The sequence below is a fragment of the Oceanobacillus rekensis genome (assembly GCF_002153375.1).
Lineage (GTDB): Bacteria > Bacillota > Bacilli > Bacillales > Amphibacillaceae > Oceanobacillus > Oceanobacillus rekensis.
This window is the reverse complement of sequence record NZ_MTBQ01000002.1, coordinates 228,502-254,609: the sequence shown is the minus strand read 5'-3', so window position 1 is coordinate 254,609 and position 26,108 is coordinate 228,502. Positions and strand designations below refer to the sequence as shown.

21 protein-coding genes are annotated in these 26,108 nt (G+C 37.3%); 4 read left to right on the top strand and 17 right to left on the bottom strand.

Features of this window, described 5'->3' with window-relative positions; translation table 11 throughout:
* Positions 1-4 precede the first annotated feature (4 nt).
* The 7 genes from BV906_RS05165 to mmgD all read right to left on the bottom strand — a co-directional run bounded on the left by BV906_RS05165 (position 5) and on the right by mmgD (position 8,910).
* The gene (locus BV906_RS05165; protein WP_245843910.1) at positions 5-1,663 is read right to left on the bottom strand and encodes a sigma-54 interaction domain-containing protein; all 1,659 of its coding nucleotides are present in this window, start codon (positions 1,661-1,663) and stop codon (positions 5-7) included.
* 190 nt (positions 1,664-1,853) lie between these two features.
* Positions 1,854-2,660 carry an enoyl-CoA hydratase/isomerase family protein gene (locus tag BV906_RS05160; RefSeq protein WP_087972379.1) on the bottom strand — a complete coding sequence of 269 codons (807 nt, stop codon included), beginning with the start codon at positions 2,658-2,660 and terminating at the stop codon, positions 1,854-1,856.
* Positions 2,661-2,675: 15 nt separating this feature from the next.
* The gene (locus BV906_RS05155; RefSeq protein ID WP_087972378.1) at positions 2,676-3,752 is read right to left on the bottom strand and encodes an acyl-CoA dehydrogenase family protein; all 1,077 of its coding nucleotides are present in this window, start codon (positions 3,750-3,752) and stop codon (positions 2,676-2,678) included.
* Positions 3,749-4,903 (bottom strand): acyl-CoA dehydrogenase family protein, encoded by a 1,155-nt coding sequence (locus tag BV906_RS05150; RefSeq protein ID WP_087972377.1) that lies wholly within the window; start codon positions 4,901-4,903, stop codon positions 3,749-3,751. Before BV906_RS05150 ends, BV906_RS05155 begins: the two co-directional genes overlap by 4 nt.
* 473 nt (positions 4,904-5,376) lie before the next feature.
* The gene (gene prpB / locus BV906_RS05145) at positions 5,377-6,294 is read right to left on the bottom strand and encodes a methylisocitrate lyase (RefSeq protein WP_087972376.1); all 918 of its coding nucleotides are present in this window, start codon (positions 6,292-6,294) and stop codon (positions 5,377-5,379) included.
* 15 nt (positions 6,295-6,309) lie between these two features.
* A complete protein-coding gene (locus BV906_RS05140) occupies positions 6,310-7,743 on the bottom strand; it encodes a bifunctional 2-methylcitrate dehydratase/aconitate hydratase (protein WP_087972375.1) in 1,434 nt (477 codons plus the stop codon).
* Positions 7,744-7,806: 63 nt separating this feature from the next.
* Positions 7,807-8,910 (bottom strand): citrate synthase, encoded by a 1,104-nt coding sequence (gene mmgD, locus BV906_RS05135; RefSeq protein WP_087972374.1) that lies wholly within the window; start codon positions 8,908-8,910, stop codon positions 7,807-7,809.
* Positions 8,911-9,117: 207 nt separating this feature from the next.
* Between mmgD and BV906_RS05130 the strand changes: the two genes are divergently transcribed.
* From BV906_RS05130 to BV906_RS05120, 3 genes are all read left to right on the top strand, one after another.
* The gene (locus tag BV906_RS05130; protein ID WP_087972373.1) at positions 9,118-9,987 is read left to right on the top strand and encodes a LysR family transcriptional regulator; all 870 of its coding nucleotides are present in this window, start codon (positions 9,118-9,120) and stop codon (positions 9,985-9,987) included.
* Between the two features lie 259 nt (positions 9,988-10,246).
* Complete coding sequence (locus BV906_RS05125; protein WP_087972372.1) at positions 10,247-11,032, top strand: enoyl-CoA hydratase-related protein; 786 nt, start codon at positions 10,247-10,249, stop codon at positions 11,030-11,032.
* Between the two features lie 16 nt (positions 11,033-11,048).
* Positions 11,049-12,092 (top strand): enoyl-CoA hydratase/isomerase family protein, encoded by a 1,044-nt coding sequence (locus BV906_RS05120; RefSeq protein ID WP_087972371.1) that lies wholly within the window; start codon positions 11,049-11,051, stop codon positions 12,090-12,092.
* 127 nt (positions 12,093-12,219) lie between these two features.
* Here BV906_RS05120 and BV906_RS05115 read toward each other — a convergent pair whose 3' ends face one another.
* The 4 genes from BV906_RS05115 to BV906_RS05100 form a co-directional block, all read right to left on the bottom strand.
* Positions 12,220-13,680 carry a CoA-acylating methylmalonate-semialdehyde dehydrogenase gene (locus tag BV906_RS05115; RefSeq protein ID WP_087972370.1) on the bottom strand — a complete coding sequence of 487 codons (1,461 nt, stop codon included), beginning with the start codon at positions 13,678-13,680 and terminating at the stop codon, positions 12,220-12,222.
* Positions 13,677-14,576, bottom strand: coding sequence for an NAD(P)-dependent oxidoreductase (locus tag BV906_RS05110; RefSeq protein WP_087972369.1), 900 nt, complete (start codon positions 14,574-14,576; stop codon positions 13,677-13,679). The genes BV906_RS05115 and BV906_RS05110 overlap by 4 nt, the downstream gene beginning before the upstream one ends.
* Positions 14,577-14,592: 16 nt before the next feature.
* Complete coding sequence (locus BV906_RS05105; RefSeq protein ID WP_087972368.1) at positions 14,593-16,278, bottom strand: acyl-CoA dehydrogenase family protein; 1,686 nt, start codon at positions 16,276-16,278, stop codon at positions 14,593-14,595.
* Between the two features lie 299 nt (positions 16,279-16,577).
* Entirely contained in the window at positions 16,578-18,341 is a 1,764-nt protein-coding gene (locus tag BV906_RS05100) for a sigma 54-interacting transcriptional regulator (RefSeq protein ID WP_087972367.1), read from the bottom strand.
* Positions 18,342-18,891: 550 nt separating this feature from the next.
* On the opposite strand from BV906_RS05100, the gene BV906_RS05095 reads away from it, so the two are divergent.
* Entirely contained in the window at positions 18,892-19,605 is a 714-nt protein-coding gene (locus BV906_RS05095) for a substrate-binding domain-containing protein (RefSeq protein ID WP_087972366.1), read from the top strand.
* Positions 19,606-19,912: 307 nt separating this feature from the next.
* On the opposite strand, the gene BV906_RS05090 is transcribed toward BV906_RS05095, so the two are convergent.
* The 6 genes from BV906_RS05090 to BV906_RS05065 all read right to left on the bottom strand — a co-directional run bounded on the left by BV906_RS05090 (position 19,913) and on the right by BV906_RS05065 (position 25,994).
* Complete coding sequence (locus tag BV906_RS05090; protein WP_087972365.1) at positions 19,913-20,686, bottom strand: IclR family transcriptional regulator; 774 nt, start codon at positions 20,684-20,686, stop codon at positions 19,913-19,915.
* A 66-nt stretch (positions 20,687-20,752) separates the two neighbouring features.
* Entirely contained in the window at positions 20,753-22,066 is a 1,314-nt protein-coding gene (locus BV906_RS05085; protein ID WP_245843902.1) for a hypothetical protein, read from the bottom strand.
* A 46-nt stretch (positions 22,067-22,112) separates the two neighbouring features.
* Positions 22,113-23,192 carry a tartrate dehydrogenase gene (locus tag BV906_RS05080; RefSeq protein ID WP_087972363.1) on the bottom strand — a complete coding sequence of 360 codons (1,080 nt, stop codon included), beginning with the start codon at positions 23,190-23,192 and terminating at the stop codon, positions 22,113-22,115.
* 10 nt (positions 23,193-23,202) lie between these two features.
* Positions 23,203-23,967: an SDR family oxidoreductase gene (locus BV906_RS05075; protein ID WP_087972362.1), complete on the bottom strand. Its 765-nt coding sequence runs from the start codon at positions 23,965-23,967 to the stop codon at positions 23,203-23,205.
* Positions 23,968-24,584: 617 nt separating this feature from the next.
* On the bottom strand, positions 24,585-24,995 hold the full coding sequence (locus tag BV906_RS05070) for a PaaI family thioesterase (protein ID WP_087972361.1): 411 nt from the start codon (positions 24,993-24,995) through the stop codon (positions 24,585-24,587).
* Between the two features lie 27 nt (positions 24,996-25,022).
* The gene (locus BV906_RS05065) at positions 25,023-25,994 is read right to left on the bottom strand and encodes a hydroxyacid dehydrogenase (RefSeq protein WP_087972360.1); all 972 of its coding nucleotides are present in this window, start codon (positions 25,992-25,994) and stop codon (positions 25,023-25,025) included.
* Positions 25,995-26,108: the final 114 nt, after the last annotated feature.

Sequence of the window (26,108 nt, the reverse complement as noted above, 5' to 3'; positions counted from 1 at the left end):
AAACTCATCTCCTAATGCTAATTTCATATTTCTTCAACTTTCTTACAATTGTAGGTTGACTAGACTCTAGTGCTTTTGCAATTTCATAGGTATTTTCGTACTTTTTAGCTGCTAGTGTTAACACTTTTTTCTCAGCTGCTTCTATCGCATCCTTGAGTGGTAAAATACTGTTTATCGTTACATCATTTGCTTGATGGTATTCAGCAGGGAGGTCTTCCATAGAAATAACTTTTTCATTGGTGGTAACCACCAATCTTTCTATTAGATTAGACAACTCTCGTATATTACCAGGCCAATCATAAGACAAGAAAAAATCCTTCAGATCATAATCGAATTCTTTATTTAAATGATATTTTTCGCTAATTTGCTGTAAAAATAATTGAATCAGCGGTAATATATCATCACGACGTTCTCTTAGCGGAGGTACTTTAATCGGTATTACATTTAATCGGTAATACAGATCTTCTCGGAAATCACCTTCTTCTACCATTACTTTCAGACTACGATTCGTTGCTGTAATAATTCGAACATCTATCTTCTTTGGTAGTGTTCCCCCAACTCTTTGAATCTCCCCGTCCTGTAATACTCTTAATAATTTAACCTGCAAGGATAAGGGTAATTCACCTATTTCATCTAAAAATAGGATTCCTCTATTTGCAAGTTCAAACATACCTGGCTTTCCTTTACTATTTGCCCCAGTAAAAGCACCACCTTCATAACCAAAAAGTTCTGATTCTAGTAATTCAGCAGGAATTGCACCACAGTTTACTTTTATGAATTCTCCTACCTTAGATCTGCTGCTATTTGAAAAAATGTAATTTGCTAATACATCTTTTCCCACACCTGTATCCCCTAGAATTAACACCGTCGCATCAATGTTAGCAATTCGTTTTGCAGTATCATAAATCATTTTCATTTGCTCACTTTTTGTAATGATATCCTTAAGTTGATCTGGTTTATTCTTCAATCGTTGTAATTCTCTTTTATATTTGTCATTTAGCTTATTTACTTTAACAAGCTCTGCTTGTAATTCATTTAAATCTGATAAATCTCTAATATTGGTCACAATCTTCTCAATTTCACCATTATCATCAAAAACTGGACTACCCGTTAAAATTGTTTCATTTCCTACGTAATTTTTTTGAACAACAGAGACCGTTCTTTTATATTCCAAAACTTTTTTTGTTACAGAATTTTTAAGTATTCCTCTATTTATAAGAGTTCCAACGTTCTTTCCAACATAATATTCCTTAGGTATGCCTGTGATTCGTTCAATTGCGGTATTGGTTTTTAACGTTAAGCCATTGCTATCTGTAATATAGATGCCATCATAAGAATTTTCAATGATAGCATCCAATTCCCTAGTCAAATTTTTCAAATCTTTATTTTCTTTGATTAACATAGCAAAATCAGATGTTTCAACTCCGTATAACATCTTATCTTCTGTATCATTAATTTTCCCTACAATAAAAGCGAAAATACGATCTTTATATTCGGCATGTATGAGTTTAGAGCGTAAAGGATGTTTCCAAACGGAAAAGACAGTAGTTATATCCATTCCTGTTAATTTTTTATCAAGGATAGATTCCATTGTATGATTACATTCGATTATCAGGTTATTAATATCTAGAGTAATAGAAAGAAAAGGGGATTCTTTTAACATCATCTTATCTATTGTCCGATTTATTTGAATCATCTCCTTAAAATTCTGTTCACGTCTACTAGGCGAGATACACTCTTTGTTTCTGCAGATAAAATAAATTATCCTATTTATTAAGTAGATTCTAGATATATACCAAGGTAAGAATTAGATTGGCCGAAAAAATACTAGGGTATAACTATTTGTTATTTCATCATTCAAATACAGCTTTACGCTTTTCCAAAACAGCTTGAACGCCTCTTTGATAATCCTCCAACTCTGTTACTAACCCCATGGAAGAAGAAATCATATCTAAAGAAGAACGTAAACTCATATCTCTGTTTTGATAAACCGCTCGTTTTGTAAGTCTTATTGCTTGTTGCGGACCATTAACAAGTTTTTGGACATACTCCTCAGTGTATGAATCTAAATCTGCATCTGGCACAACAAATGTTACTAAACCTATATCCTTAGCTTCCCTGGCATTTAGTACTTTTCCACTCCATAACATATCCAACGCAGTATCTGTCCCTACCAAACGTGGTAAGAAATATGTTGCACCATCTCCTGGTACGAGTCCAACATTCAGATAGCTTTCAGAAAGTCTTGTTCCCTCTGCAACAATACGAATATCACACATTAAGGCCATATCTAATCCAGCACCGAATGCAATACCATGAACTTTTGCAATTACTGGCTTATCGATTTCCTCTAATAGTAAAGGTACACGTTGTACCTTCTTCCATAAGGAATTTTTCCTTGCAAGTCCATTACTTGTGATATCATTCTGACTTCTATAGAAGCCATTTCCTTTAATCATTTCCTTAATATCGCCACCAGAACAAAATGCTCTTCCATTACCTGAAACAACTACTGCTCTGATTTCATCTGAATCACGTACTGTTTCAAGTGCTTTAATCCACTCATTAATCATTTCCTCGCTAAATGCATTCAAACTTTCTGGTCGATTTAATGTGATTCTTGCTACGCTATTTTCAACTTCAAAAATTAAATCAGACATCTATTTCCCTCCTAATTATTGCATCGTTTCTATCATCTGCTCCTCTGTCATCATTTCCCATAACGTTTGTGATTGAGAATCCATTATTTTTTCAGCTAGTTTTTCAGCCCAAAAATTCTCATTCCCAAACTGATCTCTCCAAGCCCACAGACGTCTAGTTAAATGGTGAAGTTGATGCTCATGTGTTGCACCAATTGCACCATGAATTTGATGTGCAATTTCTGCTACAATACCAGCAGATTCATTTACCTTTAATTTTGCGTAGGCAATTTCGTTATCAGTTGTTCCTTTATCATAGGAGTCAATCGCCTTATTCGTTATTGTTAATGCAGCAATTGTTTCTCCAGACAGCACTGCAATATGTTGTTGTATCGCCTGCAACTTATGAAGTGGTCGTCCAAATTGTTCTCTTTCTTTTATATACTGGACACTTAATTCCAACACTTTATCTAATGCTCCACTCATCATTGCAGCCTTAGACAATCCACCTAAATCAATAACTTTTTCTTGTAGTGTATTTTCTTCTACAATATAGGTTTCTATGTCATTAACCATTACATCCTCAAATACTACTGTATCAATCGGCTCACCCGCTAAATTATTATTATTCTCAATATAGGCATCTTCGAGAGGCAATAAAGTTACAAACGTTTCTTCCTCTAAACTAGCAAGAACTAAAATCTTTTTAGCGTTCCTCGCCCATGAAACATTTTCTAATGCACCATTTACTAGAAACCCTGCATCATTCTTCTCCAATTGAAGCTTGCTATTAAGTTCAAACGTTACTGGTTCTTCCTGAGGAATTACTCCGTAACCCGCTAACAACCAATTTACGATTAGTGTTTCGGATAATGGAAGCGGCACCGCATATTTCCCTGCTAAGCGAAGAATATGAAATGCATCAACAAAATCTCCTCCTGTTCCACCAGTTGATTCAGGAACACCGATAGAAGTGATTCCTGATTCAACTAATACTTCCCATAAATCTCCTGCCCATTGACCCTCTTCGGATTTATCTACTAATTCTTTTGTACAAATGTCTTTTAAAATTTTAGTGGTCGAATCTAAAATTAATTCATGCATTTCACTCATTCTGCAATCATTCCTTTCGATACAATTCCTCTTAATATCTCCGTGGTTCCACCACGCAGTGTAAATCCAGGCGAATGCAAAATTGACTGTGCTAGATATTTTTCAAATTGTTTTCTAGAATGAACAGATGGCACACTAGATATAATTAATCGAGCAGTTTCTGCAATATCCTTCTCAAATTTTGTCCCTAGGTCTTTCACCAATGCAGCTGCAATTGATACATCTTTTCCTTCTTCTAGATACTGCGCTACCCCAAGTGACATAAGTCGGAAACTGTTTAACCGAGCAACAAGTTTCATCGTTTCCTTTAATCCTTGCTTATCATTATTTTCTCTTAGTACCGATATTAATTCTCCTAATAAAGGAAACGTACTTAGCATTCTTTCAGGACCGCTTCGCTCATATGCAAGTTCTTGCATATTTTGTTTCCAACCATCCCCTTCCGTCCCAACAATATTTTCTTCTGAAACGAAAACGTTTTCAAAAAAAACTTCATTAAAATGCTTTTCACCAGTTAGAAATTTTATTGGACGAATACTTACCCCAGGGCTAGTTAAGTCAACGATTATCTGACTCATACCTCCATGCCTATATTTTGGATCTTTTGGAGCGGTTCTACATAATACAATCATGTAATGAGAATGATGTGCACCACTAGTCCATGTTTTTGAACCATTCAATATCCATCCACCATCAGTTTTCTCAGCTCTTGTACTAATAGAAGCTAAGTCTGATCCAGAATTTGGCTCACTCATACCAAGCGAAAAGTAACAAGAACCTTCAGTTATTTTAGGCAAGAAAAACTCTTTCTGTTTCTCTGTACCATATCGAAGAAAAAGTGGTCCAGTTTGTCGATCTGCAAACCAATGCGCAGCAACTGGTGCACCAATTGCGAGTAATTCTTCAATAACAATGTAACGTTCAATTGCGCTTTGCTCTGATCCACCATATTTTTTGGGCCATGTCATCCCAATCCACCCCTGGCTACCAATCTTTCTTGAAAATTCGGGATCATATCCACTTAGCCAAGAATCGCATTTTGATTCAAAGGTTCCGCTATCTCTCGCATCTTCGAGAAACTTACGAACTTCTTTTCTAAACTTCACTTGTTCATCGGTAAATTCAATAATTGGTAAATCTAGTTTATTCATTTTCACAATCCTCTTTTCCGTTATACAGTAAAAGATATCTATTAGTGTACTTTAAATAAGTATAAATGATTTAAAATTTAAAAACAATACACATATATATAATATTTTAATTATTCATATTATTCAATGCAATATTTACATGTTAAAAAGTCATCGACAAAATGACGATGACTTAAAATATTTAATTATGGATTCTATTAGAAAGTAAATTTTTCCTCCTTTCTTAACTTTAGTTACTTACTCTTAAGATAATAATAGAGAACAATGCAGGTTAATACGATGAGTGAAATCATGACTAATAGTCGATATTAAAACCACTTATAAGAAAAGAATAAATCTAAATTAAAGTAGCAAATAAGATGAAAAATTCGATAACATCTTGTTGAATTTTCTCCTTATCTGTTGTTTTGCTTAACACACTATTAACCACATGTTATAAAAGTCAATGACCCATTAATCAATCAAGAACTCAATTATATTTTTTTACCATTCTCTACCAACACAGTCTTCGCAATACTCTCATCCAACTCCTCAAACGCATCATAACTAATCGTTTCATAAAGCTCTTTTCGCGTCTGCATATCAGAAACTCCCGCTTCTTGAGAACCTTGCTCTTTAATCAAACTAAAAATACGCTCATAAGCCTTCGCTGCTACTCGAAGCGATGTAACGGGGTAAATCACCATACTGAATCCCATATCTTGAAATGCATCTGCCGATATAAACGGCGTCTTACCAAACTCTGTCATATTCGCAAGTAAAGGCACTTTTACCTTATCTGCAAACCAGCGAAACTCTTCTTCATTTTGTAATGCTTCAGGGAAAATAGCATCCGCACCAGCATCAATATATGCTTGCACTCTTACATGAGCTGCTTCTATTCCTTCAACTGCTCTAGCATCAGTTCTTGCTACAACAATTAAAGATGGAGCTACCTCTTTGATAGCTTTAATTTTTTGTGACATCTCCTCTGTTGTAACAAGCTGTTTTCCATTTAGATGTCCGCATTTTTTAGGTAGCTGTTGATCCTCAATTTGGACAGCTGCTACATTTGCTTCGACCATTTCACGGGCAGTTCGTGCAGCATTAAGTACTCCACCAAATCCCGTATCAATATCAACAAGTACAGGTAAATTAGTAGCCCGAACGAGATCCCGTGCTCGTTCGGCAACTTCTGTTGATGTTATAATGCCAAGATCTGGTAATCCGCGACTAGCGGTGTATGCTGCCCCAGATAAGTAAAGGGCTGAAAATCCAGCCTCTTTTGCGACCAGCGCTGACATTGCATCATGTGCACCGGGAATTTGTAAAATAGTTTCTAACTGAATAAGTTCCTTAAATTGATCTGCTAATTCTTTTTGCGTTGATTGCTGTTCTACTATCCATGCCATACTTGTTGGTCCTCCTCAGATAAATAATTCAACAAATTCATTAACATTCATTTTGGTAAGCTTTTGAAAATCATAGCCAACATCTTCAATTCTCTTACGTTGCTTATCTGTATAGTGAGCGGAAAGATTCCCTTTGAACTTTTCCAGGATTTTTGGTATTGCTTCTTTGCGTCGGAACCGGTGCCCTAATGGATATTCGCATACTATATTTTCCGTTGTAGTTCCATCATTAAATTGAACCTGAACAGCATTTGCAATCGAACGCTTGCCTGGATCCAGATAATCTTTCGTGTATTGTTTGTTTTCCACAACAACCATCTTATTCCGAAGCGAGTCAATTCTTGGATTTGCCGCGGATTCATCCTCATAATCCTCCGCCCCAATATTACCTTTTAAAAGTCCAATTGCAGTAATATATTGAAGACAATGATCACGGTCTGCAGGGTTGTTTAAAGGACCTTGTTTATCAATAATACGAATGGCTGATTCATGGGTGGTTATTGTTACTTTTTCAATTTCATCTATCCGATCTACTACATCTGGATGCAATTGAACTGCTGCCTCTGCGGCGGTTTGCGCATGGAATTCTGCTGGGTAGGAAACTTTAAATAATACATTCTCCATCACATAGCTATCCAATGGTTGGCTAAGCTTTAAGCTTTGATTGTTAAATAACACATCCTGGAATCCCCACCCAGGTGCAGTTAGTGCAGTGGGATAACCCATTTCTCCTTTAATAGCCATCATTGCTAATCGTACTCCCCTACTTGTAGCATCTCCCGCAGCCCAAGACTTTCGTGATCCTGTGTTTGGTGTATGTCGATACGTACGTAAGCTGGAATTATCGATCCAAGCATTCGATAATGCATTGTTAATTTCCTCTCTTCCGCCACCGAACATCTTTGTTACGACTGCTGTTGTTGCAATTTTTACATATAACACATGGTCTAATCCCACACGATTTAGACTGTTTTCTAAGGCTAAAATCCCTTGAATCTCATGTGCTTTAATCATCGCTTCTAATACTTCAAAAATTTTAAGAGGTTCTTGGCCTTTGGAAATACGTTGCTGACTCACATAATCGGCTACTGCCAGTATCCCTCCTAAATTATCAGATGGATGCCCCCACTCTGCCGCAAGCCAGGTATCGTTATAATCAAGCCAACGAATCATCGCCCCAATATTGAATGCCCCCTGTACTGGATCAAGTACATAAGAAGTCCCTGGAACACGACTTCCATTAGGAACAACCGTACCAGGTACAACTGGTCCTAGTAATTTTGTACATTCAGGATAACTAAGAGCCAGAATCCCACAACCAAGGGTATCGATTAATACGTACTGCGCAGTTGTGAGAGCTTCCTCACTTGTTATTTCTTTATTTAGTACATAGTCAGTAATTTCCTCTATGAGTGCATCTGTTTTCTGCCGATCCTCCACTTTTAACATGTTTATCTCCCTTTCTCTTTACATTTCATTTCATATAAACTATAAAAATCACAGTATCCTACTCTACACATATTGTTCACCAATATAATTTACTCGAGGACGAAATAACCGATTGTTTTCATGCTGTTCAATAACATGTGCACATAGGCCAACTGTTCTTGCACTGAAGAAAATTGGTGTATATAACGGAATTGGGATACCAAGCATCCAATATACTGGTGCTGCATAATAATCTAGATTTGGATATAGACCTTTTTCCTGCACCATTATCTTTTCGCCTGCCTCACACATTTCCAGCAGCATATAATCGCCCTTTTTATCACATAGCTGCTTCAAAGATTCTTTCATCATTAAGGCTCTCGGATCCATTTTCTTCATATAAACACGATGGCCAAATCCCATGATTTTTTCTTTTTTTAGTAGTTTTTCTCTCAGTATATCTTCAAATTCCTCTACTGTTTTAGCTTCGTTTAGCATATACATAACCGCTTCGTTCGCTCCGCCATGCAAATTTCCTTTCAAAGAAGCAACCGCACCTGTCAAGGCGCCATAAATATCAGATTGCGTCGATGCAATAACTCTTGCTGTGAAAGTTGAATTAGGCATTTCATGTTCGCTATATAAAAGTAGGGAACGATCAAATATCTTTGCCTCTAGTTCAGTTGGGTTCTCACCTGTAATCATATATAAGAAATTTGCGCTATATGAAAGATCCTTCTGCGGATATACTGGTTGTTGTTCATTTATAATCCGATAGCTATTTACAGTAATGGTAGGGAGTTGCCCCAAAAGTTGATACGCTCTTTCCTTATTTAGTGAACGATTGTCTATATTTTCATCGTAACCAGAAAGTACGGATATTCCCGTTCTCAATCCATCCATTGGGTGAGTCTGTTTCGGTAATAATTGAAGTATGTTAAATAGCTCTGAAGGCACATCATAATTAGAACTTAACTTTTCTTCTAATTTCACTTTGTCAATTGTTGATGGTAAGGACCCTTCCAGTAATAAGTTGACAATGTCGATATATTCCTTGTCCTTCGATAAGTCAATCAGGTCATTTCCTTTAATAATAATTTTCTCTCGTTCCACATCAAGAAATGAAATTGCTGTTTCTGATGCGATAACCCCATCTAAACCTGGAAAATACTTGTCAATTGTCGCCATCAAAATCCTCCTTTTTTAATCTTTATGAGGTATCTCATGGTGCACATCTTCAATAAAGTGTTTTGTAATAGCTATCATATTTACAACTAATTCTAGTATACTATTGATTTGAATTTTGGGAAAATATATAATATTAATAATTAGACATAGATTTTATCAATACCTAATGCTTATTCCATATAATTTCGTTTAAAAAGGGGAGTTAGGATGAATTATCAAGACTGGGAAATGCTGGCTACATTGTATGCTACAGAGAACATCACACAGGCTGCGCAACGTTTATTTTTATCGCAACCTACGTTAACTTCTCGAATAAAGAAATTAGAAGACTATTATGGTATTCAAATTATTATGAGAAAGCGCAGAGGGGTTACCTTTACACCAGAGGGAGAAAAACTTGCAGAACATGCTAAAAATATGCTAAAGGAACAGAGGACAATTGAAGAAAAATTAAATAATATGGGAAATCAAGTCGCGGGAACACTTCGGGTGGGTGTCTCTAATTTTTTTGCACTAAATAAAATGCCTAGATTACTTCGTTTATTTAAACAGGAATATCCAAACGTAGAATTCCAAGTTGTTTCTGGATGGAGCAGTGAAATGCATCGGTTAATCTTGAATAATGATGTGCATATTAGCTTTATCAAAGGTGACTATCCCTGGAAGGAGAAAAAAGAATTGCTCTATGAAGAGAATATTTGTGTCGCTTCTCCATGGGAATTTGAATGGGAAACTCTTCCTTCATTACCGCGTATCGATTATTTTACGGATGAACGAATGAAAGATATTGTAGATCGTTGGTGGTACAACAATTATAATCTAAGCCCCTATATAAATATTCAAGTTAATCAAGTGGAAACATGTAAAGAAATGGTTATCAATGGATTGGGCTATGCTATTTTAGCAGACTTAGTAGTCCGCCCTAACCAAGAACTTTTCACTAAACCTTTATACAATCATGTAGGTGATCCGATCACACGCAAAACATGGATGTATTATCATGAAGAAACGCTTAAGATGAATATTGTAAATGCGTTTGTTAGTTTTATTCGAACTTTGGATGTGAAAGGGTTATAAATGGAGATATACAAAAAGACTTAACGTTTCATTATTTTGGGTTATATGCAAGGAAAAAGTCCTTTATGGGGTGCCCTTCTTCAAGAAGAAATTTTCTGAAAAGAGATTAATTGTTATTCAACCATGTCTAGGATTGTCTAATCGTATAGACAGATGGACACCGTACCAGCCGATTTTCTTTGATAAAACAACACTCTTACTTGGCACAATTCTTGCAATAAGTTATATATAGACTATTAAATAACGGGAGGCTTTTAAAATGGACTATCAATTTATAAATCTATTAACACATGATCAGATTGCGATTATTGAATTAAATGCCCCACCAGCAAATACGTTGTCAGCGGCAATGATTAGTGAATTACGGGTAGCGCTTAAACATATACAGGAAGAAACAAATATCCATGCAGTTATCCTAACAGGATCGGGGAAATTTTTTGCGGCTGGAGCAGATATAAGGGAATTTGTCCCTGCAATGGGGGATTATGATAAGGGGTTCGCCATGTCTCAAGCAGGGCAAGCGCTTTGTAATGAAATCGAAGCACTTACGAAGCCAGTCATTGCCGCAATTAACGGGCCTGCGCTCGGTGGCGGATTAGAAATAGCACTCGGCAGCCATTTCCGAGTTATGTCGGAGGATGCCATCATTGGTCTACCAGAATTAAAACTGGGACTGCTTCCATCATTTGGCGGTACACAACGACTGACTAAAATTACGGGCACTGCAACCGCACTAAATTTAATATTGACGGGAAAACAGATTAAAAGTAAAGAAGCCATCGAGCTGGGCATCGCTCAATTAGCCGTCCCTTCCGATGATTTGCGAACGACTGCCCTCTCGATTGCTACATCCTTTGTTGAAGGGAATAGTATGGAAAGTGTGCAGCGTGTCATCGAATGTATCGTTCAAGGAGCAAATGAATCGCTTACCAGTGGATTACAGCGAGAAAGTGAAAAATTTGCCGAACTATTTTTAACAGAAGACGCAAAAGAAGGGGTCTCAGCTTTTGTTGAAAAAAGACAGGCCCAGTTTAACCATCGATAAAGGGGGAACGATCAACATGGATGAAGTTTTATTTTCTACAAATGACAATGGTGTTGCAACGATTACATTAAATCGACCAAAGGCAATCAATTCCTTAACCTATAATATGATTGTCCAAATTAAAGAGAAGCTACTTTTATTGGAACATGATCCTGCAATTCACTTGCTCGTATTAAATGGTGCAGGGACAAAGGGATTTTGTGCTGGTGGTGATATTAAAACCCTTTATAGCGCAAGAGATAGTGATGAGGCAATGGGGAACGCCATGCAGTTTTTCTCTGAAGAGTACGAGACCGACCGACTTATCGCCCAATTCCCTAAGCCAATTATCGCCTGTCTAGATGGGATTGTCATGGGTGGAGGTGTGGGACTTTCCGTTGGGGCAACTCACCGGATTGTGACTGAGCGAACAAAATGGGCGATGCCGGAAATGAATATCGGCTTTTTCCCAGATGTTGGTGCGACTTACTATTTAAATCAAGCTCCAGGACATACTGGACGTTATCTCGCACTGACTGCAAGTACACTGTCAGCTGTTGATACTCTTTATGCTAACGTAGCTGATTCCATCATTTCCAGTGAGCAATTAGTAGCGTTCATCGATCACGTCAATACGAATAATTGGCATCATGAGAATAATGTTGAAGCAACGCTTGAACAGATCATTGCTTCCTATCAAAATACGACCAATGTCGAGGGGAAATTAGCCTCCCTGCAAGCAAAAATTGACGAGCATTTCGCCTATGATACAGTAGAAGAAATTATTGATTCCTTGCAACCTGATACGAGTGAGTTTGCTGTGAAAACGAAAGAGATTTTATTATCCAAGTCACCTGTTTCACTAAAAGTCGCGTTAAAGCAAATCGTGGACGGAGGAACTAAAACGCTCGAAGCATGTTTAGAAACGGATTTGATTATTGCGAAGAACTATATGAAGTCAGCTGATTTTTATGAAGGTGTTCGTTCCGTTATTATTGACAAAGACCAGCAACCAGACTATCAATATAAACAACTAGCGGACGTATCGGAAGCATTCGTCGATTCTTTTTTTACTAAATAAAATTTAAATGAAAAGATTTGTTAAAACTTGTTTATTGAGACCGCAGCAACAGTCTTTTAAAAATATTAGCCAACCAAAAAAATCCGACTCTCTCATCAGAGTCGGATTTTTCATTAGTCATTCCTTCTTAAAACCAGCGTTCTGTTACAATCTTTTTACGTGTGTAAAACTGGACACCGTCTTTTCCGTTTGTACCTAAGTCACCAAAGAAAGATGCTTTGTTTCCAGCAAAGGCAAAGAATGCCATTGGTGCGGGGACATTGACATTGACACCGATCATCCCTGCATCGATTACATTGCGGAATTTCTGTGCATCTTTACCACTGGACGTGTAGATAACCGCACCATTGGCAAACTTCGATTGATTCGTCACTTTAATGCCTTCATCTAAGTCCTTCACGCGAACGACGCTTAGCACAGGGGCAAATATCTCATCTCGCCAGATGGTCATCTCTGGTGTCACATGGTCAAAAATCGTTGCTCCAACATAATATCCATCTTCTGTCTCTTCTTTGATATGCCTACCATCGACAAGCAGTTCTGCACCTTCTTCAACGCCTGTATCGATATAGCCGATGACCTTCTCTTTATGGGATTCACGAATAAGTGGGCCAACGAAAGTATTTTCATCCATACCGTTACCAACGCGTAATTTCTTTGCTTCCGAAACTAATTTATCAAGGAACTCATCCGCAATATCGTCTACAACAGCAACGACGGAACATGCCATACAACGTTCGCCACTACTTCCAAATGCAGCACCGATTACGCCTTGAACCGTTTTATCCAAATGACAATCTGGCATAACGACTGCATGATTTTTGGCACCAGCTAGGGCTTGAACTCGTTTCCCGTGGGCTGTTCCTGTTTGGTATACGTGCTTTGCGACAGGCTCCGAACCAACGAAGGAAATCGCTTCAATTTCTGGATGCTCAAGGATTCGGTTCACTACGTCCTTCGCACCATGAACAAGATTTAATACCCCTTTTGGAAAACCAGATTCATAGAATAGGTTAACAAGTCGTTCTGCTAATACCGGGGTCCGTTCTGATGTTTTTAGTACAAACGTGTTCCCACAAGCAATCGCAAGCGGGTACATCCATAGTGGAACCATCATCGGGAAATTAAATGGAGTAATCCCCGCAACAACACCTAATGGATAACGCCATAGTGATCCGTCTATACCATTAGCCATACTTGGTAAGGCATCCCCGACCATTAAATTCGGTGTTGAAGTAGCTAATTCCACGACTTCAATCCCACGTTGGACTTCACCCCTTGAATCGTTTAGCGATTTTCCATTTTCCAATGTAATGATCGTAGCTAATTCTTCTTTATTTTCTTCTAATAATTGAAGATACTTGTATAATAAACGCGCACGATTCGGTACAGGAACAGCTGACCATTCAGGATAGGCTTCCCTTGCAGCAGCGACTGCAAGATCAACGTCTTCCTTCCCTGATAACGTCACTTTTGCGATGGTTTCTCCTGTTGCTGGATTGGGTACCGTCACTGTTTCTCCACTTAATGCTGCTACCCATTCGCCACCAATAAAATTTTGCATAACTTTTACTTCTGATGTAATCATTTCGTCGCCCCCATATTATGATTTGATTGTTGTTTAACTTTCTCATAGAGTACTGCCATGTCTTGATCACCAAAGCCTTCTAGCTCAACGTCTTTATATAGCCCTAGCAATGCTTGACTAATCGGTAAATCCAACTGATGATTTTCCGCTAGCTCCATTGCAAACTCAAGATCCTTGCGCAATAACTTTAAAGCAAATCCTGGATTATAATCTTCCTTAGCAATAAAACTCTTATAATTCCGCTCATAAATTCGACTTTGACCATAGCTTACATTCAACATCGCAAATAATTCATCTAAGTCTATGTTCTTTTTATTCGCTAATTGCAAGGCCTCACTAATTCCTGCTGTATAAAATCCGATGAGCAAATTATTAATTAATTTAACCGTTGTGCCACTATCAATCTGTTCATTCACATGGAAAATATTCTCTCCTAGAACATTCAAGATTGGATTTACCCTTTGGACGATTTCAGTTGAACCACCAACCATTACCGTCAAAGTTTGATTCTCGGCACCAATCACGCCACCACTAACAGGGGCAGCAAGAAAGGGAATTTCCCGCTCTTCACAAACAGTGGCTATTTTCATATTCATTTCGGGTGCAACTGTACTCGTATCAACAAATACGACATTTAAATTGCCATTTTCGATTAACCCGCCTTTTCCTAAGTAAACCGATTCTACCGCTTTTGATGATGGCAAACTTGTAAAAATAACATCGCTTTTATCCACCACTTCAGCAAGGGTCGCAGCAATTTCTCCACCTGCCTCTTTGAAACCGAGAATCGCTACCTCATTTAAATCAAAACCCGTTACTTGATAACCTTTGTTGATTAAGCCTTTTGCCATCGGAAGCCCCATATTTCCTAAACCAATAAATCCGATTCTATCCATCATATCCCTCCATTTCTTATATTGAATAGCCACCCTGTTTAGTTAGTTCTGCTGCTATCTTCCGTTTTTTTGCAAATAAATTGGAATACAGTGGTATGTTCAAGGCCTTTATCCCCTCAAGCAAATCTTGCTTTTGTACCTTATCCGAAACAATCGATGCAATTAGTTCAATCGTGTGTTGCTCCACGCGGCGATAACCTTCCTCAGAAAGAATGTCTGCCAATAACTCCTTCAATTCATTATTTTCTTCAGCATGCTTTGCTGTTAACTTGGCTGCTTTTATCACATAGATTTCTTTGAGAACATCGGCAATAATACGCATGCTTTCCTGTTCTAAATCCTTTACGTCACCACTTATAGAAACCGCTTTCAAAATAGTGTTAAATAGTTTCATTGCTGCTGTCTGGAAGGTGTTGTCGGTCCCACTCGTTATTTCATCTATTGCTGTAATTTGATCCTTATTAAATTTTTTGAAAAATGATTTTGTAATCGTGAGGCGATTTATTTCATTTGTTCCTTCAAAAATACGATTAATACGCGCATCTCTGTACAGATATTCGACATCGTATTCCTGCATATACCCATAGCCACCATGGATTTGGAGTGCTTCATCAACAATCGCGTCCAGTGCTTCTGATGCGTACACTTTATTAACCGAACAATCCAGCGCATAATTGGAAAGCTGTTGGATTGTGTCATCCACTTTCTCAGATGTTTCGTTCATCTGGTCCAATAAGCTTGCAGTATAGTAGGCTGCACTTTCCGCTCCAAATATAGCGATGGCCATATTCGCAAGCTTTTCTTGAATCATTGGAAAATGAATAATCTCTTTTTGAAACTGCTTACGCTCTAATCCATAGTTGATGGCAAGGGATAATGCTTGCTTTGAAGTACCAATATTTGCAAACGATAATTTCAGTCGCGCTAAGTTTAAAATGGTTATGGCAATATAATGCCCTTTGCCAATTTCCCCAAGGACTTGCTCATTTGAGACACGCACATCTTCTAGAATAAGCGTAGCAGTTGAGGAACCTTTAATACCCAGCTTTTTCTCCTCTGGGCCAATAGAAACACCTCGCAGCGATCGTTCAACGATAAAGGCTGTGATCCCTTCTGATGTGTTGGCAAACACAACATAGACACCGGCAATATGCGCATTCGTTATCCATTGTTTCGCTCCATTGATGATCCATTCATTCGAATCAGCGTCCCAATTCGCTTGTGATTTTGTCGCAAACGCATCTGAACCCGCATTTGGTTCTGTTAAAGCATATGCCCCAACCCATTCTCCTGAAATAAGCTTTGGTAAGTAACGCACTTTCTGTTGTTCTGTTCCAAAATAAACATAGGGCAACGTTCCTACCCCTGTATGAATGTTGAACGAGACACTAAACGAACCGCCATAACCCATTTTCTCAGCAACCAACCCAGAGAATCGCTTGCCTAGTTCTAAGCCGCCATAGTCTTCTGGAACATCGACACCTAATAATCCCAAATCACCAGCTTCTCTGAATAATTTACTGGAAACTGGATAATTATGGTCGTCGAGCGCTGTTCTATTTGGCAAAACTTGATCATTGACAAACTTTTCAATTGTTTTCGAAAACAGCTTTTCCTCTTCTTGAAGATTGAAGGAATTTGCTAAATAAATGTTTTCTCTTGGAAAAATTGAATCATTGACGTGTAACGCTTGTTTCCCCATTACTATTTGCCCTCCTTTACCTTTCACTTACTTATTGCAACTTTCATGCCAACAAAGGTCACTTTGCAAAACATGGAGTTAAGTACGTTGTCACTGTTTAATTGTCTAGACAGTTTGACACTTTCGTTGGACGACCTTGGCAGTTAAGAAATTACTTTCTTACTGCATAAGTGAGACCTATAGGGTACAGGTTAGTTCAGTGTTACGATAGGACATCGCTATTTTAGCTGAACTTCCTCTAAGTTAATTTGCCTTAAGGCTTTGCGATTACCAAGTTATCCAAAAATGAGAGTGAGCGATTAATCAATCGCAAGGCGAGAAAGCTTATTATAGAGTGTTGCACGTGATATCCCCAATAATTTTGCCGCTTCTGTTTTATTTCCCTTTGCCTGTTTTAATGTCAGCTCAATCGATTGTCTTTCGTCCCTGAATTCATCTTTTAACGTATTATTTTTTCTCTGAATCCTCCCAACAATTGTCTGACGGTTGTGTACCTCTGAAAGTAATATTTCCGGTAAATTATCTATCGTAATATGATCCGAGTCGGATAATACAAATAGTCGTTCCAGTACATTCATTAATTCTCGAACATTCCCTGGCCAATCATATTGATTCATCATTTGCAAAATACGCTGATCGATTGTTTTCAGCTTCCCGCCATAGATTTCCGCTAGTTGTTGTATCCGGTGGGACAAAATAATTGGGATATCTTCTTTTCTTTCTCTTAATGGTGGAATCTTAATTGGAATGACATAGAGGCGATAATATAAGTCCTCGCGAAATTCCCCTGCTGCAACCATCTGTTTTAAATCCTTATTCGTCGCAGTAATGAGTCTAAAATCAACAGGTATTTGTCGATTGCCACCCACCCTTTCCACTTTTCTCTCTTGTAACACACGTAATATTTTCGCTTGCATCGATAACGGCATATCACCAATTTCATCTAAAAACAATGTTCCGCCATGGGCTAGCTCGAATTTTCCTTGCTTGCCATTCATATCTGCACCTGTATAAGCACCTTTCGAATAGCCGAATAATTCTGACTCGAGTAACCCATCGGGAATGGCTGCACAATTCACACTGACAAAGTTTCCCTTCCCAGCCTCACTCCCGTAATGGATGGCTTTTGCAAATTGCTCCTTCCCTACCCCACTTTCACCCGTAAGCAAAATCGTTGCCTTCGAACGTGCTGCTTTTCTTGCCATCTTTTTCGTTTCAGAAATTATCGGACTATTTCCAAGTATATTTTCAAATTGCGTCCGATTATCTGGATAAAAATCAGGTGAAGGCAATTTAAATTCGGACTGGCTCCGCTTTTCCTCAAGTTTCTCCATTTGCTGAATAACTTGATAAATCTCTGACATGCCTTCATAAATAAGAATTCCCGCCGCACCAATGACCTCATTATCCTTCCAAATTGGAATTCGGTGAACGACTAAATTCTGACCTTGTAAGCGATGGGCCTGGCTGCGCTCAGGTACGCCTGTTTTTAATACGACTGGTAAACGCGTATTATCAATAATTTCTTCTGCATGATGCCCAATCGCCTTTTCTCGCGAAACACCAACATAGCGACTGTAAGCCTGATTAAACAGCTGAATCACACCATTTTCATCAACGACTGTTAGCCCCTCGTATGCCGTATCAAAAACGAGTTCATACCATTTCACAAGCTCCTCTGCTTTTTCCAATACACTATGAAGGTCTTGGTGATAGGCGAGTAGTTCTTTTTCTGTGAGTTCACCTACTAGTAATCTTTCTTCTCCCTGGATAATGTAGCTAGGAACATGAGCGACATCCTTCATCTGGTCATTTTGATTGATACTAGTACAGGTTCTATCCATTACGAATTGAACTGGATTTTCAAAGGACAAGCCATCCCTAACTTTTTGGATACATGCATGTAAACGAAACACACCAATAAAACAACCATCTTCTGTTACAGGTAGTTCTGTTTTATTCAGCTCTTCTAATAACTGTAACGCATCTTCAATCGACATCAATTGATTGATGCTCGTAACATGTCTGTTCATCCAATTTCCAACCTGAACTTTTTCCATCATGTTACCCACTCCTTTTTCTTAGGAAAGATACTCCAGCCTCTTTTTAAACTTTCTCCTAATATCTTTGACCAAGCGCTCGTTAATTTTAAAAGTAAATTAGTGCATTCAACTTTATCACTACTCTGTATTTTCTGAATTATTTTACTATATAATGCATTGTAACATGACTATATTGCGTCCTCAATTATTAACCTTTATTAATTGATCATGCATTTTTTCAATAAAATGAAGCAAACTTTTAGAAAACATGGTTGGCATCACATTTTTAAGTGACAATCTTTAGTTGCACTTATGCAGATTGGAAGTTTTTATGCTTTTCTATCTGCCAAAAAAGGGAGGTTATATTCCATGACAAAGGGCAAAACGAAGATGAAAAATGAAAATAAATATAAACGGAATCGCCCATAGGGAGTCTGTTATTGCTCAAAGCTATTTTTGTTAAACCTTAAGAAACTGATTATTCACATGACAGTGAGCACAAAACCGCGAAATAGTAGTCGGTCCCTTTAATTCGCCCCCACCGTTCAAAATAATTCGAACAAAAAACACAATGCCAAAACATAGCTATCCAGAAGGAGAAAAACTTGCAGAACATGCTAAAAATATGCTAAAGGAACAAAGGAAAATTGAAGAAAAATTAAATAATATGAGAAATCAAGTCGCGGGAACGCTTCGAGTAGGAGTTTCTAATTTTTTGGCTCTAAATAAAATGCCTAAATTGCTGCGTTTATTTAAACAGGAATATCCGAACGTAGAATTCCAAGTTGTCTCAGGATGGAGCAGTGAAATGCATCGGTTAATTTTGAATAATGATGTACATATTAGCTTTATTAAAGGTGACTATCCCTGGAAGGAGCAAAAAGAATTACTCTATGAAGAGAATATTTGCGTCGCTTCTCCATGGGATTTCGAATGGGAAACTCTTCCTTCCTTACCGCGTATCGATTATTTTACGGATGAACGAATGAAGGATATTGTAGATCGTTGGTGGTACAACAATTATAATCAAAGCCCCTATATAAATATTCAAGTCAATCAAGTGGAAACTTGTAAAGAAATGGTTATCAATGGATTAGGCTATGCTATTTTAGCAGACTTAGTAGTCCGTCCTAACCCAGAACTTATCACCAAGCCTTTATACAATCATGTGGGGGACCCGATTACACGCAAAACATGGATGTATTATCATGAGGAAACGCTTAAGATGAATATTGTGAACGCATTTATTAGTTTTATTCGGACGTTGGATGTGAAAGGATTATAGATCGAGATAAAAAAGAGATGGAAAGCAACTTATTATTTTAAAGGCTTTCCATCCTCAGTGGAGTTAGATCTAGCTTTAGTAAGTTAAAATAGAAAAAAGTAAACATACTTTGTGGCATTTTCTTATAAAACAACGGATAAACTATCCATAAATCCAGTAGTTTATGTGTATGCCGTATTTTAAAATACACTCTTTTATTAATTATGCAGAGTTTACTTTATGAATAGTAAAGAATTGCCTCATCTGAATCATGATTAGTAGAAAGTACTTCTATCACCCTTCGTTTTATTTTTTTTAGTAATTACCGCTAATCTTGGAGCTTAATAAGCTTATATCCTAACTCCAAAGAAAAATTCTGTGCGGACATCCTTATATTTTCTAAGATTACTTTTTCACGTTCCTCTGAGTAATCTGTTAATGGAATACTCACACCTAAAGCTGCAATAGTGTTCCCATTACTATCATAAATCGGAAAGGAAAAGCCCATCGTATCTTTAAAATGCTCCGCTCGACTGATAGAGTAGCCATTTTTTCTAATTTTTTGGATCTCTATTTTTAAATCCTCGAAACTTTTAATCGTATTTTTTGTAATCTTTTCAAACGCTACGACACTTAAGTAATTGTGCAAAGAAATATCATCCATTTTTGCTAATAATAATTTTGGAGCAGAACCAGCATACAGAGGAGATCTTCTGCCTTTTTCAATCACTAAGCGAACAGGTTTCGTGCTGTCAATTTTTTCTATATAAACAGCTTCATTGTTTTCTAATACGGTTAGGTGGACTAATTCATTTAACTCTTCATTCAGTTTTCTCATATGTGGTAAGGCTAGTTTTAGATATTCTATTTGCTCATTCACAAGGTTTCCATATTCCAATAACTTTAAGCCCAAACGAAATGTAACGTCATGGCTCGTTTTCTTTACTTTAACAATTAATCCCCCTTCTTCCAATGAAGAAACGAGGCGAAACACTGTTGTCTTTGGTAAATTAGATAACTCTACTATTTCAATAAGGGATAGTTGTGATTTTGTAGAGAAACAATCTAATATTTTTATAGCTTTTAAAAGGCTTTGACTCATGCGTTTATGTTCACTTCCTTTCCATTAGTGATGTGATTGTAATTGAATTAATGATTGTTGGTTGAATTAACCAATAACGTTTAAGAAATAAACATATATAAAGGCCATCCCTGTAACCCCAAAGAAATACTTTCCATTCCATTTAAATGCGACTGTTAAACCATCTTTTCTCACACAAGAACTGATAATAATATTTAAAGCATTAAGTGGACTAATCGCTGAAGACAACATCCAAGAAAAAATACACATAAATGCAGCTGCCAACATGCTTATATTAATGTCAGACGTCAGAAGAATTGTTAATATAATTGGTACGACAATTATTTGATGAATACCAATAACCGCCATTAATGTTATAAAGCAAATAACAAACAAAAATAAAAAGAAAATAGAACCTTCAGAAGACCAAACAATGACATTTTGTAAAACATCCACAATACTCGTTTGTACAAGTGCATTGCCGAATAATCCAGCACCTAAGAATATTCCCATTTCCATATTCGATTTGTTCGTAACTCGATCTTTATAGATACGCAATTCACTTTTCATTTCACTAAACTTCCGACGAAATATCACCCATAAGAAGGGAATGAGGAGACAATTTAAACATACCAATAAAAGCATTGGTTGATGAGTTATTGCCTCCTCTATGATGAGTAAAGCTAACAGCCCAAAAACAAATCCAATTAACAAAAATACGTTTTTTCTATCTGCCGATCTATTTGTTGGATTATTCTGAACTTTTTCCTTATTTCCTTTTTCCGGACGTAGCAAGATAATTCCAATTACCACTTGCAAGAAGGCAAAGGTAATACCCACTAGCATATAAGACAAATAGGATAACTCCGCGATATATAACACAATACCCACCGATGCAAAAAATGGTGACCAAATAACTGCAGGAGTAAATCCCCCATAATAGGAGCGGGAAAGGAGTTTTGCTGAAATATGCAAATTCTCCACAAATCCGTGTACAATGCGTAAAGCACCCATGTTGAGAATAGGCGCTAAAAACATCATAAAAGTACTTACTCCATAAAAGGTTCTTCTCTCGTTATTCTTCTGTTCATCCAACTTTGTAACTACTCCATCAATAACTCCCTCTCGTTTCAACGGTATAGAAAGAAGGGGCGCCAGTAAAATGATACTTAATAATGCTAAATTTTGTGTAATACCACTGAACAGCTCTAAAGCCCGATTGCCTTGAAAGTAATGAATAATAATTCCCATTACAAAGAGAAAACCTACGAGCATCTTTCCTTTTCTATGCAAAGGAAAAAAGGCAATAAGAAAAACGAGTATACAAACAACCATGTATATACTATTTAACACATCCGTTGATATAATTTCCTGGATGATATATAAGACACACATACTCATGATCAAAAAAAAGCGCATCATACCATCCCAGCTCTCATAATAATGATTATTTATTCACGGTAGCATTAGTTAACTTCTGAACAAAATAATCTCCAACTTCAGAACTAGTAGACTTACCACCGAGGTCTGGGGTGAGAACTCTTTTCTCATTTATCAACTCTTTAATCGTATTTACGATTAAATCACCCCATAAGTCTTCACCAAAATGTTCCATCATTTGGGCAACGGACCAAATCGCTGCGATTGGATTGGCTACACCTTTTCCAGCAATGTCTGGTGCCGAACCGTGTACAGGTTCAAACATGGATGGGAATTTTCTTTCTGGATTTATATTTGCCCCCGTTGCAAGACCCATTCCACCAGTTATTGCAGCACCAATATCCGTAAGAATATCTCCAAATAAGTTGGAAGTGACAACAATCTCAAATCGTTCAGGCTGCATCACAAAGAACATACTAGCTGCGTCAACTAAATAGGAAAATGTTGCAACATCTGGATATTCTTTACTAACCTCGACAAATATTTCATCCCAGAAAACCATGGAATAATTAAGGGCATTCGCTTTACTTATACTCGTTAGTGATTTTTTTTGCTTACGCGCTTCTTCAAAGGCATAACGAATGATTCTCTCGGTTCCTTTACGGGAAAAGACTCCTGTCTGTAAAACTACTTCTTCAGGCTTCCCTTTAAATAACCAGTCTCCTGCCCCTGCATATTCCCCTTCACTATTTTCACGAATAACTAGAAAATCAATATCCTCTTCAGTTTTTTCTTTTAACGGTGATAATTCACGGTTAAGCAATGTGACTGGGCGCAAATTAACATATTGATCAAATCCTTTTCGTATTCGTAGTAGTAATTCCCAAAGTGATATATGATCGGGAACGCCTGGATAGCCCACTGCCCCAAGATAGATTGCGTCATAATCTTTTAATTGTTCCATTCCATCTTCAGCAATCATTTTGCCATTTTCTAAATAATACTCACACCCCCAAGGAAACTCATGAAATTGAAACGAAAGCGTGTCATCTATCTTCTCTATATTTTTCAGTACCTTTACACCTTCTGCAACTACTTCGGGCCCTATTCCATCACCTGGAATTAGTGCAATTTTCCATTCCTTCATAATAACCTCCTTAATTTTTAGGTCCACCTGCTACATAGAGCACTTGACCAGATACGAACGATGATAATTCACTTGCAAAAAAGCAAGCAGCGTTGGCAATGTCTTCAGGTTTACCAACTCGTCTAACTGGAATCTGACTAATTTTTGTTTTCTTCAACTCATCAAATGATATATTCAACCGATTAGCTACAGATTTCGTCATATCAGTAACGATAAATCCAGGTGCAATAGAATTCACCGTTATGTTATATCTACCCAGTTCCATAGCAAGGGTTTTTGTAAAACCTTGTATACCCGCCTTTGCGGCCGAATAATTTACCTGACCTCGATTACCGAGTGCAGAAACCGATGATAAGTTAATGATACGTCCATAATTATTTTTAACCATCCAAACATGCGCATATTTACTACATAAAAACGTCCCTTTTAAATGAACATCCACCACCTTTGTCCATTCATCTATTGTCATTTTATAGAGCAAATTATCTCGAGTAATCCCCGCATTGTTAATGAGAATATCAATTTTTCCAAGTTTTTCTCCGAGAAGTGCAAAGATTTCTTTCACATCGTTTTCATTTGTGATATCTACAGTTGATGACTCATTGGAAATACCTAAAACATCTAGCTCCTTTATTGCGGATTGTAAACCAACTTCATCTTGATCGAGCAGGCAAACATGTGCCCCCTTCTCTCCAAACTGCTTCGTAATTGCAAATCCAATTCCTTTCGCTGCCCCGGTAATCACAACAACTTTCCCTTTGAAATCGTCATACATTATTAAAGAATCTCCCCTTTCTATGTAATTGATTTAACATTTTTAGATGGTCTTCATACTCATTCGGATTCTCTTGAAGAGTATCTTCATCGGATTAAAATATGGGGGAACATTTAACAAGTGTTACATTCTTTGTTTAAACTTCAGCTAACTCTATGACTTATCATTCTTTCAACTTCTTGCCGATTTTCCTATTTTTTATTTACCAGAATGTATCGGTTTCCAGCATGTAAAAGATTTGTGTTTAATTTATTGATGAGTATTGGTTTCTTTGAACAAAGAAATTGTGCATCCATTTGAACATCTTACAATCCAATGCGAGTGTAGCAAGAAGTGATTAACAGTGGAAAAACACCCGCTCTTATAACTGGGGGATTCTAGTCCAATCACAGCTTCTTGAATAAGTCTGCTCACCGTTCCATATATTGTTCATGGTACAGCGTTCTTCCTAACGTGAAAAAAATTATGATTTCTGCTCCAATCACTTCATCAATAAAAAATACATCGTTTTGCTAATTCCAATAGCCAATAGACGCCAAACAGTTAACAGCTTGGAAACCTACCGCTTTTTTGGATTGGGAGTACCCGCTTAGCGAAATCTTTCAAACATTGTATACTCATTGTTCTACCATTTTTGTTAGTTTAAACGTACCAGTACTATGTGCTATAAGATTTCCATTCCCATCGAAAAGTTTTCCTTCAACTAGTGCTGTCGAGCGAGATTTGCTTATTATAGTTGCCTCAGATATTAATACTCCGTCAACCGCCGGCTTTATAAATTGCGTATTCAATTGGATTGTCACAACCTCATCATATCCAAGAGAACGTGATGCAAGCCCCATCGTAGTGTCCATAATAGAAAAATATATCCCTCCATGCACGGTATTTCTCACATTTAAAAACGAGGGCAGAATGGGTAATGTAAGTGATGCAAAACCTTCATTTAATTCGTTCAAGCTTAAACCGATAAAGTTCCAATATGCACTTTGTTCGAAATCTTGTCGTGCATTTTCTAAGTGATTATTCATCGACTCCCCATTCCTTTCTTTAGTGAGTTATCGTTGCCTATTTGCAATTGTATGCATATCTTCCCCATCTATTGCTTTTATAAGGTTTTTAACAATAATCTCCGATGTTGCTTTTGCAGCTTCTTGGCTAATTCCACCGATATGTGGGGTAACAATGATTTGTTCCACTTCGAAAAAAGGATGACTTGATGAAGGTGGTTCATTGGAAAATACATCAACACCTGCCCGAAGAAACTTTCTATTTTTCAATGCATCCACAAGATCTTTTTCATGAACAATCCCACCACGAGCAGTATTAATCAATACAGCGTTTGGCTTCATTAAGTTAAAAAAATCGCTGTCAATTAATTCTTTAGTTTCATCCGTTAACGGTATATGCAAACTTATAACATCACACTCGCGAAATACCTGTTCCATGGAAGTTGTAAGGTTAACATCGATAGAGTCAGCAATTTTCTGCCTTTCAAGATGATTATTGCGGACATAAGCCAATACATCCATTTCAAAACCATATCTCATTATTTTCGCAACTTTTTGGGCTATGGATCCAAATCCTATTAGACCTAGTTTTTTATCCTTGAGCTCAATCGTGAATTTTCCGTCGCGATAGTCATAATTACCTTTTTTCGTTTCCTTATGAAATGTCACAATATTTTTCATAGTAGCAAGGATTAAACTGATAGCATGTTCCGCTGTTGCTTGACTATTTATTTTCGGTGCGTGAAGTACTGGGATGCCTTTTCTTGTTGCATAATCGACGTCTATATTATCGAGTCCAACACCCGCTCCAGATATTGCCTTTACATGTTGACACGCATCAAGAATAGCAGGAGTGATTTTCGCTGGAGCCCGTAGTATAATGCCATCAACAACATGATTATTTAAAAAACGGATAATTTTTGATTCATCAAATTGTTCGAACTTGGTTACATAAGCTAATCGATTTAATAATTCCTCTCCATCTGGATGATACATAGGGAGAATCTGTACGATGTGCATTGGTTACCTCCTTTTGACATTGGACTACTTTCACTTTAACCATGCAATTTCCCCATTATTTTCAATACATATTTCCTCTTTATTTATGCATTTTATATTTATAATAAGCTGGCA